Origin of the sequence: Vibrio sp. J1-1, assembly GCF_021728395.1 — a bacterium.
Taxonomy (GTDB): Bacteria; Pseudomonadota; Gammaproteobacteria; order Enterobacterales; family Vibrionaceae; genus Vibrio.
Genome location: NZ_JAKKCM010000002.1, coordinates 450895 through 462292, shown reverse-complemented (window position 1 = coordinate 462292; position 11398 = coordinate 450895). Strand labels below are relative to the sequence as shown.

The following is an 11398-nucleotide window of genomic DNA, read 5'->3' as shown; positions in this document are numbered from 1 at the left end:
AATTATAGCAGTCCACAACTACTCACTGCGCTTTCAAGCTAGACAGACTTTCGCCTCAAGCTGGCTCTCAACACCTCGCTAACTTTGGGCCTATTAGTAACGAGCATAAGCTCCCGGACCTAAGCAATCACAAAGTAAAACTCTCCGGTTAATTGATTGTCTATTTTGATTGGCTCGAACTGCAAGTAATCACGCGCTTTTCCGCCCCACCATTCATCGCCAGTTTGACCTTTCAAATAGAGTTGCGTGGTTAACAACTCTTGCTCACCCCGCCACAGTTTTACGTGTATATGAGGAGGACGAGAACCGTATGCAACGGGATATAAGGTTTGGAAGAGGTAACGCCCGTTCTTATCCGTAATAGCGGCGCCGAAGCCTGCAAAGTGGGGATCAAACCTCTCATTACCTGATTGATTAGGGTGGTCATAAATACCCTGACCGTCGCACTGCCAGATCTCAACCTTAATGCCAGAGACTGGCTTGCCAGACGTATCCACAATCTTACCCTGTAAAATAATGGGCTCACCCACCAATCCATCATGCTGCAAAATCAAGTTCTCACGAAGCGGTATACGCTCAACCGGATAAAACGGCCCCTCTGTTTGCGCTGGTGTAGGTTTCATTGGACTCATCGCTTTGAGCGATGGCGCAAAAAGCAGTGTCCATAAAGCCAGAAAATGCCTTCGTTCCATGATGCCACCATATTTATTTGATTACTTTAATTGTGGTGTACGCAGAGCAATTTTCCACTTAAGCGTAATTGTATTGGAAACGCTATTGACCTTGGTATTTGGTGAATCGACAAAACGATAGTAATTACAAACTGTGTTATGACATTAAGTTACCGAGCTAGACCTTAAATTTAGTACTGAATATTAACGTTAAAATATTCCCTAAATTGCACCATTAAACTACAAGGTGTTCGTTTTTCGCCCTATTGACTGAAGTAATATAAATACAGCAAAAGGATTCATATATTTTATACCAATCACAGTAAGTAAGTGACCAGAAATAGCGTAGGAAAAATGCTTGAGAACAAAGCAGAATTTTTCGATAAGTAGTTATTCTACAATCAAAAATTCTAACGCAGTTATCGAGTATTTTAACAAGCTAGAATGACCAGTTATTTACTACGATTGGTATTAGAAAGGGACTGTGGAAAGCTGACTACTCATTGAAACACAACAGTCTATGGTTGATTTGAGGCTATACCAAGTATCTCAGTCGGTTGATGAAGTTTCACCTGAAAGTGTTACTGTGGTCGCTTCTCAGACTTAATTTCCCACCTAGCAACTGCTTTACTCGCTAATGACTTCTTCATCAACAGAATGTTAATTACGCCTTTGAACGATCCCAAATATTCGGCATCACTTTGTTTGAATATCCCGAAATAAAGCGTCTTTTCTGCCCTGTTTCTGAGTCATAGACATGTCGACTAACAGACCCGATGTTGGCACCGTAGATGTGAATGCTGATAGACGTACGATCTGAGTGAGCGTTTGAGACCTTGTGAATATCTCCGATACGCGGTGATACTAGGTCAATGTCACCACAGTGGAGTTGATGTTGCCCATTCGGCTGTAGCCGATTCGATTTTGGATCCCAATGAAACTCTTCACAAGACTCAGCGCCTCGCATGACTCCGACCATACCCCACACAGTGTGATCATGCACTGGTGTCGCTTGACCGGGCCCCCAAACAAAACTCACCACGGAGAAACGTTCCAATGGATCGCAATACAATAAGTATTGTTGATACGTCTCTGAATTTGGTCGAGCGAACTCATCAGGCAACCAATCATCGTGGCTGATAAGTTCAGTGAGGAGCATTTTCCCATCTGCCAAAATGCGATCTTCATCTAGGCCCACTTTATCGACCAACTGTGTGAAAGACTGAATAAAGCCCCTTAACCTAGCTATGTTTTTCATTACTGGTTTTCCGTCAATTTGATTATGGCGCGTGGTAACACTCTGTCGCTATTAACACGATGTGTAATACCGCACATATCTACTGAATACTTTAGTTGCCTAAGAAAAAGTTAGTCAATAATAACAAACTACAATTTACGTTTGAGAGGGAGTTTCTATGAGGTTTTTTTTTGCACTGACATTTGATGATGACACGAAACGCAAATTGATGGCGTACCAAAATTTATTGCGTTCACACGGTATAAAAGGTCGTCATACTCGCACAGCAAACCTTCATCTCACGTTGGCATTTATTGGTGAATCAGCAGAAGAGCATAAGCAAAAATTAATCAACATCTTACATCAGTTGAAATCAGAATGTGATGCTTTACGGATTGATCATTTAGGTGTATTTCATCAAAAACGAAGTCGGTTGATTTGGATGGGCATAACAAGTAATCACGCATTAATGAGCTTACAAAGAGAACTGAATACGGCACTGAAAGCACAAGGCTTTGCTACTGAATCAAGAAAATATACGCCCCACATTACACTTTTTCGTCATGTTACTGGCGATACTCAGATAAAGAACGTCGGTGTTAAACCGCAACACATTGATGTTTATTCAATTGCTCTAATGGAAAGTATTCACATCAACAATAAGTTGACTTATCGAGTTGTCGACGAGGTAGTTCAGAGTCAGGGATTGGCTCCCTGACTCTGGCTTTATAAAAAAATTTAGTAAAGCTCTCTCCTTCTATGTAAGCTCACCAGGATGGAAAAAGAGCTTTGCCCCATATTGGCTATTTTTTGTTTTTAGGCACCCACGCCGTACGGTCAATATCCAAATCAGGGAACTCATCTGGATTGAATTCAGGATGCTCAGCACCGGCGGCAAGCTTCTTCCTGTAATCTTTCAACAAGCGCATTGCCGTCGGAAACAGCATGATCAACGCCAGCAAGTTCACGATGGCGAGAATCCCCATCATCGGATCTGAGAAGAAGAATACAGAAGTCGCTCCAGGTGCAACCGCGCCAACAAACACGATAGCAATAACGGCAAAACGCAGAATATGTAGCGACAACTTGCGCTGAGACATAAATGTAAGTGCGTTTTCACCCAGATAGTAGTTGTAGATAACAGAACTAAATGAGAACAACAAAATTGCACCTGTTAGATAATACTGAGCCCATTGACCTAGGTGAGACACCAACGACTGTTGGGTAAGGACAACGCCATCCACACCTTCGGCTCCCGGTACATAGACATCCCCGAGTAGAATCACGAAGGCGGTACAACTACATACGACAATAGTATCGATAAATACGGACAGAGACTGAGTAATACCCTGACTAATCGGGTGAGATACATCTGCCGTTGCCGCGACATTTGGCGCAGAACCCAAACCAGCTTCATTAGAGAACAAGCCTCGTCGTAGCCCGTTAGCCAACGCAGCCCCCATACCACCACCCACAACTTCCTCAATACCGAAAGCGTTTTTAACGATAGTCGCAATAACGCCTGGTAGCTCAGTGATATTTAGAATAATAACAAGCAGCGCTAAACCAACATAGGCAACCGCCATAATTGGTACGATGACGTCAGCTGCTTTTGCAATACGATGAATACCACCATAGATGATGAAACCAACAGCAACAGAAAGAAACGCACCAGTGTACAAACGGTCAATACCAAGGCTATCTGAAGCGGCACCAGCAACGGTATTGCCCTGAAATGCATTAAACCCGATAGCAAAAGAGGCGATCAGACAAACAGCATAAACATAGGCGAGCCAGCGGTAGTCTTCACCAAGACCATGGATAATAGTACGAGCAGCACCACCACGAAAATCATTGCCTTCCTTTCGTTTATATAGCTGGGCGAGAGAACACTCGACCAAGCTGGTCGCCATACCAACCAGTGCCACAGCCCACATCCAGAATACGGCTCCCGGCCCACCGAGCGTGATTGCAACAGCAACACCAGCGATGTTACCACCACCAACGCGTCCACCAATAGAGAGTAAAAGTGCTTCACGGCCAGAGATAGCTTTCGCATCTGAAGTCTGGTTTTTAGTCAGTAATACGCGAAACATTCGTTTGAAGAATCGAAATTGAACAAAGTCAGTTACGATTGTGAAGAATAGACCAAAGATCACGAGGAACGGGACAAGAGCCCAACCCCATGTGAGGTCTCCGATAATACCAAAAAAAGATTCAAGTAATTGCATCATTATTCCTCAAATTAATTAAAGGCCTTCTGATTTATTAACTATACAATTGATAAATAAGTATAAATATTTACAGCCCATGATAATCGGCACATCAGTTTTGTTTTTCGATAAAACATCATGTAACTATTATGATAGTCAGGGAATGTTGGGATAGGAATAAAGATTCTTCTGCTAGAGAGCAGCGGAAGGCAATCACTTTAAATAGCAAGTTAACATTAAGTTTCCTTCAGGGTTAGAAACAAAAAATGCCCCTATTCGAGAGTCCGTGAATAGAGGCATTTAAAATTGAATGGCGTTTTATAATAGAATGTTATGCGGCTTCGAATGCCAATGCTTTCTTCTCAACCTGACGGAAGATCAGCGTCAGAATGCCGTTGACCGTTAGGTAGAATGCCCCCGCAACACCAAACACGGTAAGCGTATCGTAAGTTTGAGCGTTGATACGCTGCGCGTACCCCATAAGATCCATGATCGTGATAGTGCTCGCCAGAGAAGTCCCCTTAAAGACCAAGATCACTTCATTGGAGTAAGCCGGAACCGCGCGGCGAATCGCATAGGGAAGCAATACTTTTAACGTGGCCCACTTGTTCATGCCTAGTGCGCGACAAGCTTGCCACTGACCTGATGGTATTGCGTTGAAAGCACCTTTAAACAACTGAGTACTGTACGACGCGGTATTCAACGCCAAAGCGACCATGGCACAGAACCATGGCTGGCTTAACCATGACCACAAGAAACTCTCCCTGATTGCATCAAATTGCCCTGGACCATAATAGACCAGAAAAATCTGTACCAACAGCGGTGTACCCGTGAACAAGGTAATGATGCCTCGACTCAACCAATGCAAGCCTGGCGTGCGCAGAATCAGCGTTAGGGTCATCAATAAAGCAAGCATACAGCCGACAATCAGCGAAGCTGCGGTCAATTGGATGCTGGTTCCGAGACCTTCAACCAATTGCCAAACGTGTTGTTCGTTCATGCGGTTGCCTCCTTACCCATGCTGATTCCTTTAACCGAAAACTTCTTATCGATGAGCTTCACTGCTCGTTGTGTTACCAAAGTAATCACCAAATAAACGGCAGCCGCGGTCGCGTACCAAGTAAAAGCCTCGTGTGTCGCAGCAGAAGTAAGCTGAGCTTGCTTAAGAAGGTCAGTCACACCAATCAGAGAAACCAATGCAGTATCTTTGAGCAACACCAACCATTGGTTAGTGAGGCCTGGTAGCGCGTGTCTTACCGCTTGTGGCAAAACAATACGTACAAAGGCATGCACCTGGCCGATCCCCAGCGCACTGGCTGCTTCTCTCTGCCCTTTTCCGACCGCTTTGAGTGCACCACGTAGCGTTTGAGAGGCGTAAGAAGCAAAAATCAATGACAGCGCAATCACACCAGACAAAAACGGGCTAACTTCAATAAAGTCACCGGTGATCAAAAACAGAACTTGAGCCGAACCAAAATAGATGAACAACACGACGAGAAGCTCTGGCAAGCCGCGTATCACTGTAACAAAAGCCGTTGTTGGCCATTTGACGAATACACGACGAGACATTTCACCACTGGCGAATACCACTGCCAGAATCAAACCGACTAACAGACTTGTAAAAGCTAGCTGGACAGTCATCCAGCTCGCTTGCACAAGAGATAAAGAATAGCCCGATAACACCATATTAGTTACCGAAGTACTTGTTGAAGATCTCGTCGTATTCACCGTTTGCTTTTACGGTTTTAAGAGCAGTATTCAGTTTGTTTACAAGTTCTTCGTTATCTTTGTTTACCGCGATACCAAAACCGTTGCCGAAGTACTTCGCATTCGTTACACGTTCGCCAACGTAAGTTAGGTTGTCTTCTTTCTTAAACCATTCAGCTACCACGGCTGTATCACCGAAAACAGAGTCAATGCGACCATTTTTCATATCGATGAATGCATCTTGGTAGCTTGCATAAGGAACTGCTGTAACGCCAGGAAGCTGCTCAAGAAGGTAAGTTTGGTGAGTTGAACCGTTTTGAACTCCAACACGCTTGCCTTCTAGCTGAGTTTTGTCCGCTACTTTACCTTTTAGAGAAACAAATGCGGCTGAGTTGTCGTAGTACGAATCAGAAAAGTTTACTTGCTCTAAACGTGCATCAGTAATGTCCATCGCAGAGATAGCTGCATCGTAACGCTTGAATTTTAATGCAGGAATCAAGCTATCAAAAGCTTGGTTGTAGAAGCTACATTTGGTTTCCATTTCTTTACATAGTGCGTTCGCTAGATCCACATCGAAGCCTTGGATTTGATTATTTTCATCCATGTATTCGAATGGTGCGTATGTCGCTTCCATTGCGAATTTGATTTCTTCTTGTGCTGCTACGTTTGCAGAAATAAGGCCGATTAGTGAAGCTAGTAAAATCTTTTTCATTGCAATACTCCGTGTGTACGTCTTGGGCTGACACTCGCAATGACAGCCGGTCATCTGTGATTGTTGTTTATAGCTACACCCTTATGTGGGTATAAAATTATTTTAGTGTTTTAAATAATCAGCAAACTGGGTCGTTTGCGGATTGGCAAACGCATCGCTTGTACCATGTTCAACAATATGCCCTTTCTCAAGGTACAAAACATGGCTGGCAATTTTTTTGGCAAAATCCACTTCGTGAGTAACGACAACCTGAGTGATACCTGTCCCACTTAAATCCTTGATTATCTTAACCACTTGGTTGGTAATTTCAGGATCAAGCGCGGCCGTTGGTTCATCAAACAGAAGCACTTCAGGTTTCATCATCAACGCACGAGCAATCGCAACACGTTGCTGTTGACCACCAGATAACTGCATTGGCCAAGCATCAGCTTTATCCGCCAAATGCAATGTCGCTAAAATTTGCAACGCCTGCTGTTTGGCTTCGTCTTTCGCCATACCAGAGACTTTGACTGGCGCTTCAATCAAGTTCTCCATGACCGTCATATGTGGCCAAAGGTTGTACTGCTGGAACACCATACCTACTTTACGGCGAAGCGCTAAGCCTTGTTTTTCTTTGATATCAGTTGAAAAGTCGAAAGCGTCATCGGTAATGTTTAACTTGCCGTTATCCGCCCCTTCTAAGAGGTTAAGAACGCGCAGCAGAGAGCTTTTCCCTGCCCCACTCGGGCCTAATAACACCAATGTTTCACCACTTTCACAATTAAAACTGACATCGTGAAGAACTTGTGTATCACCGTAGGATTTATTGACCCCGCTAACCTGAATACTCATGCTGTCTTACCGCATTAATTGTCATCGGGCGTTAATATTACCAATAAGTGCATTTTATGCAATATAAATGTATAAAAATATACCTTGTTAAATTATTGTATGAAAATATAACAGCATCACAGAGCATATGACTGGTTTGATGAGTCACGATATAGAGGATTTATCAAATAAGAACGAGAGAAAAACGGTGGGTAAGACTCGAGTGAGAAAAAGATGTGTGGGTATTATTTAGCGTAACGTCATGGCCTTACTCCCCCAAAGCTCTTAAATATTGATAAGAGCTGATGGGGAAGCTTTGGTATAGAAACAAGCCGTAGTAACAAGTGGTACTTCTATACTTATCACTCTGGCGTAATGTTCTGATTCATTCTGAATAAATTATTCGGATCATACTTTTTCTTGATTTCCTGAAGACGGGCGTAAGTCGGGCCATAGGCAGACTCGGTGCGATCAGACTCGTCCTGAGTCAGAAAGTTGATGTATGCCCCACCACTGGCAAAAGGTTTGGTTTTAGCGAAGAAATCACGCGCCCAAGTAATACAATGTTCATCCTCCTCCTCGGCATCCCAACGCCCGTGAACATTAAGGACATACTCTGCATCACGACTAGAATATGCCATTGATTCAGGTGCAGGACGGGACGCTGCACAGCCTAGAGAGGCGATAAAAATCTCGCACTGAGGTGACGGTAATTTCCCTGCGTATTCGATAGCAGCGTCGATCACCTCTTCACTGAGCTCTGTAAAGTTATGTGATTTCCAATAATTACGTGCGCCCGGCGTTAATAGAGGATCAAAGGCTTGCTGCCATGCTACAAAAGGTTGCACACCAATATGCTCACCATGAGCATCACCAAACGACCGAAGCGGTGCAATCAACTTTTCACCCTCTGATGGATCTCCCGCATAACAAATGGCAAGAACCACAACCTCTTTACCATGAACATCTTCCGGCAAAAACGGTAAAGGTGGCGCTTTACGGCTGACCATCCAAACACTGAGTTCTTCTGGCGCAGTTTTCGTGAATTGAGCGAATTGAGTAATAACGGACTTGGCTTGGCTAAATGGGAATACGATCAGGCCACTAAGAACATCAGGACCAACAGGGTGAAGCTGAAACTCAAACTGAGTAACGATGCCAAAATTACCACCGCCTCCCCGAAGTGCCCAGAACAAATCCTGATTCTCAGTCTCACTAGCCAGCAACTGACGCCCATCCGCCGTCACGACATTAGCGGACACCAAGCTATCAATCGTCATACCATATTTGCGACTCAACCAGCCAAAGCCTCCACCAAGAGTTAAACCTGCAATGCCTGTAGTAGAATTGATGCCCACGGGTGTAGCCAGCCCGTAGTTTTGTGTTTTAGAGTCAATATCACCAAGAGTACAGCCGGGCTCAACGATAGCCTTTTGCGCAGATGGATAGACCTGCACTTCGTTAAGAAGTGATAAATCGATCATCAAACCATCATCACATACTGCATTACCAGCAATGTTGTGCCCTCCACCTCGAACAGAGACGAGCAAGTTGTTTTCTCTAGCGAAATTCACTGACAACACAACATCTTCCGCTGATTTACAGCGAGCAATCATACCAGGCTTGCGATCTATCATGCCGTTCCAAATTTTTCGAACCTCATCATAAGACACATCATCAGGTAAAATAGCCTCACCACCGAAATGTTTTATAAAGTCTTCAACCTTAGCGCTTTCGATACTTTTCATACAAGTTGCCTCACACGTTTTACATGAGCACTTGCGAATATTGAATACGACACCCAAGCTCCTCATATTTAAACGTTTATTTAGAGTAGCTATTATCCAGTTACAATAATCTGCTTCTTAAACCTCAATATATTTCTAAAAAGTAGATCGTCCATTTTCTAAAGTAGCCAAGATAAGCAAAACAGTATTTTCGAGTTTAATCAGGCCACTGTAATTAGATTTATTATTCTAATTTACTTGCCTACCTTGGGCCCGAGATCCAACATCAGATTCGGGATGATAAAATAGTTAAAACGCTTAAAGTGTATGAGCAATTCATCAAGATGGTTATGAAAAAGCGTCTCATTACTGATAATACAGTCAATTAAATAAAAATATATCGTTTATACAATCACTTCATCAACCTAAATGGCTAAGTGATTATTTTGGTTGATATAGGACTTATTGCTTATCCAATTCCACAAAAAGAGCCAGAAACCCTTTAAAAATTGGTGACAATGCTTCAATAAATAAAATTAAACGGATGATATCAAGGTATTCATATTAACATTTAATTGTTTAGCCATACGACATCCATGATGTTTTATATCATCCAACCTAAGCATTAAATAGCATCTAAATTAGAACAATAACCCTAATTTATATTAAGAAAATAATGATTGGATTTTAGTTCGCAGTATTAACCCGATGTTTTAAGCATCCAATACTTGGATTAGACAGGATATCAAGCATGAAACTTAAACCATTTTCTTCGAAGTTAACCACCAGCACCCTATTGTTTTCAGTCTCTGGCGTTTCTTATGCCTTTGAATGCCCAGAGAATTTTCCTATATGCGCACCAGCAACAGTTATAGAAGCCGCAGTGCCAAGATTGTTATCGACAGTATCTCCCGGCGATGCACCACTAATATTAAGAACGACCACGCTTATTACGGCTGCTTGGTTTGATGCCATTGCGCCGTACAGTGACACGTCTATTGGCGTACATTCCGACTTAGGCCGCCTTGATGCAGGAGACAGTGATTCAGCAAGAAACATCGCCATCATGTACGCGAGCCATAAAGTACTCTACAGCTTAATGCCACAATTTGCGTTGGATTGGGATGCCATGCTTACAAGCGTAGGTCTTGACCCAAGTAACGATACGCTTAATGTAACCTCTGCGGTAGGTATAGGTAATATCGCTGGTAACGCCGTTGTTGCAGCTCGAGAATATGACGGCATGAATCAGTTGGGTACGGACTGTAATCAATACTATCCAAAACCCTATGCCGATTGCTCGGGTTATCGACCGGTGAACACCGCAGAAAAATTAACCAACCCTCGACGATGGCAACCAGATACACTGACCTCTGGTAGCGGTATCTTTTTCTCCCAACAATTTGTCACCCCTCAGTTAGGAACGACCCAACCTTTTAGTTACGAAAAGCCGACAATAATAGTTCCTAAACCAGAAAAATCTTACGCCATAACCCCAAGTGGCAAAGCATTTCCAGAGTACATTGACCAAGCCAATGAGGTATTAGAAGCACAAGCCAATTTAACCGATGAGGAAAAATTATTTGCGGAGTTTTACGACAATAAAATCATAAGCTTGGGTTATTCAACGCTAGCCGCAACTTTCTATCATCACTTATCATTGGAGCAATTTGTTCAGCTTGATTACTTGGTAAACGTCGCAGCCTTCGATGCTGGGATAACAGTTTGGCACAATAAGCGAAAATACGATGCCGTCAGACCATTTTCAGCGATAGGCTATTTGTTTAAGAACGATAACCTTACCGCTTGGGGTGGCCCTGGAATGGGTACTGTGAGCGATCTTAAAGGCAGTGAATGGCGACCATATTTACAATCCGCAAATCACCCAGAGTACCCATCAGCAAGTGCCAGTTTTTGCCGTGCTCATGCCACTTCGACCAAGCGCTATCTACAAGAAGAATTAGGGCTATCATATGAAGTCGCTAACGACCTAAGTTTCTGGCAACCTGGATTTTTGCCGCCTCAGTTTGAGGTATTAGATAAACAACCGGGAACATCTTTAATTGAGCCAGAGGTAACACCGCAATCGCACACAGTTTTGGGGTGGGATACCTGGGATGAGTTCTCTGATAAATGTGGATTAAGTCGTTTGTGGGCTGGGGTCCACTTTTACGACTCCATTCCAGCTGGCCAATCCATAGGAGATCCTATTGGTTCAGCAGCTTATGACTGGTTAAAAGCTTACATAAATGGTTCGGAAAAATAACGAAAATTTAGAAACTTATAATAGCTACTAATCATATAAACAACTTTACTCGCCT

At 43.2% G+C, this 11398-nt stretch carries 10 protein-coding genes; 2 read left to right on the top strand and 8 right to left on the bottom strand.

What is annotated here, in order from left to right; all coding sequences use genetic code 11:
• Window positions 1-119: 119 nt before the first annotated feature.
• Together L3V31_RS04690 and L3V31_RS04685 are read right to left on the bottom strand one after the other, a co-directional pair.
• Window positions 120-692, bottom strand: a complete 573-nt coding sequence (locus L3V31_RS04690) for a protocatechuate 3,4-dioxygenase (protein WP_237314961.1) — start codon at window positions 690-692, stop codon at window positions 120-122.
• Between the two features lie 643 nt (window positions 693-1335).
• On the bottom strand, window positions 1336-1929 hold the full coding sequence (locus L3V31_RS04685) for a cysteine dioxygenase (RefSeq protein ID WP_237314960.1): 594 nt from the start codon (window positions 1927-1929) through the stop codon (window positions 1336-1338).
• 157 nt (window positions 1930-2086) lie between these two features.
• Between L3V31_RS04685 and thpR the strand changes: the two genes are divergently transcribed.
• Window positions 2087-2626 (top strand): RNA 2',3'-cyclic phosphodiesterase, encoded by a 540-nt coding sequence (gene thpR / locus L3V31_RS04680; protein ID WP_237314959.1) that lies wholly within the window; start codon window positions 2087-2089, stop codon window positions 2624-2626.
• 85 nt (window positions 2627-2711) lie between these two features.
• Here thpR and L3V31_RS04675 read toward each other — a convergent pair whose 3' ends face one another.
• The 6 genes from L3V31_RS04675 to L3V31_RS04650 all read right to left on the bottom strand — a co-directional run bounded on the left by L3V31_RS04675 (window position 2712) and on the right by L3V31_RS04650 (window position 9098).
• On the bottom strand, window positions 2712-4139 hold the full coding sequence (locus L3V31_RS04675; RefSeq protein WP_237314958.1) for an alanine/glycine:cation symporter family protein: 1428 nt from the start codon (window positions 4137-4139) through the stop codon (window positions 2712-2714).
• 313 nt (window positions 4140-4452) lie between these two features.
• Window positions 4453-5121 (bottom strand): arginine ABC transporter permease ArtM, encoded by a 669-nt coding sequence (gene artM, locus L3V31_RS04670; protein ID WP_237314957.1) that lies wholly within the window; start codon window positions 5119-5121, stop codon window positions 4453-4455.
• The gene (gene artQ / locus L3V31_RS04665; protein ID WP_237314956.1) at window positions 5118-5807 is read right to left on the bottom strand and encodes an arginine ABC transporter permease ArtQ; all 690 of its coding nucleotides are present in this window, start codon (window positions 5805-5807) and stop codon (window positions 5118-5120) included. The genes artM and artQ overlap by 4 nt, the downstream gene beginning before the upstream one ends.
• A gap of 1 nt (window position 5808) precedes the next feature.
• Complete coding sequence (locus tag L3V31_RS04660) at window positions 5809-6540, bottom strand: lysine/arginine/ornithine ABC transporter substrate-binding protein (protein WP_237314955.1); 732 nt, start codon at window positions 6538-6540, stop codon at window positions 5809-5811.
• 102 nt (window positions 6541-6642) lie between these two features.
• Window positions 6643-7371, bottom strand: a complete 729-nt coding sequence (artP, locus tag L3V31_RS04655; RefSeq protein ID WP_237314954.1) for an arginine ABC transporter ATP-binding protein ArtP — start codon at window positions 7369-7371, stop codon at window positions 6643-6645.
• Between the two features lie 341 nt (window positions 7372-7712).
• Complete coding sequence (locus L3V31_RS04650) at window positions 7713-9098, bottom strand: FAD-binding oxidoreductase (protein ID WP_237314953.1); 1386 nt, start codon at window positions 9096-9098, stop codon at window positions 7713-7715.
• A 730-nt stretch (window positions 9099-9828) separates the two neighbouring features.
• Between L3V31_RS04650 and L3V31_RS04645 the strand changes: the two genes are divergently transcribed.
• Entirely contained in the window at window positions 9829-11343 is a 1515-nt protein-coding gene (locus L3V31_RS04645; RefSeq protein WP_237314952.1) for a vanadium-dependent haloperoxidase, read from the top strand.
• Window positions 11344-11398 lie beyond the last annotated feature (55 nt).

What these genes read in the sequence shown, in the direction of transcription:
- L3V31_RS04690 (WP_237314961.1), bottom strand. Translation starts at nt 692, where the DNA reads ATGGAACGAAGGCATTTTCTGGCTTTATGGACACTGCTTTTTGCGCCA.
- L3V31_RS04685 (WP_237314960.1), bottom strand. Translation starts at nt 1,929, where the DNA reads ATGAAAAACATAGCTAGGTTAAGGGGCTTTATTCAGTCTTTCACACAG.
- thpR (WP_237314959.1), top strand. Translation starts at nt 2,087, where the DNA reads ATGAGGTTTTTTTTTGCACTGACATTTGATGATGACACGAAACGCAAA.
- L3V31_RS04675 (WP_237314958.1), bottom strand. Translation starts at nt 4,139, where the DNA reads ATGCAATTACTTGAATCTTTTTTTGGTATTATCGGAGACCTCACATGG.
- artM (WP_237314957.1), bottom strand. Translation starts at nt 5,121, where the DNA reads ATGAACGAACAACACGTTTGGCAATTGGTTGAAGGTCTCGGAACCAGC.
- artQ (WP_237314956.1), bottom strand. Translation starts at nt 5,807, where the DNA reads ATGGTGTTATCGGGCTATTCTTTATCTCTTGTGCAAGCGAGCTGGATG.
- L3V31_RS04660 (WP_237314955.1), bottom strand. Translation starts at nt 6,540, where the DNA reads ATGAAAAAGATTTTACTAGCTTCACTAATCGGCCTTATTTCTGCAAAC.
- artP (WP_237314954.1), bottom strand. Translation starts at nt 7,371, where the DNA reads ATGAGTATTCAGGTTAGCGGGGTCAATAAATCCTACGGTGATACACAA.
- L3V31_RS04650 (WP_237314953.1), bottom strand. Translation starts at nt 9,098, where the DNA reads ATGAAAAGTATCGAAAGCGCTAAGGTTGAAGACTTTATAAAACATTTC.
- L3V31_RS04645 (WP_237314952.1), top strand. Translation starts at nt 9,829, where the DNA reads ATGAAACTTAAACCATTTTCTTCGAAGTTAACCACCAGCACCCTATTG.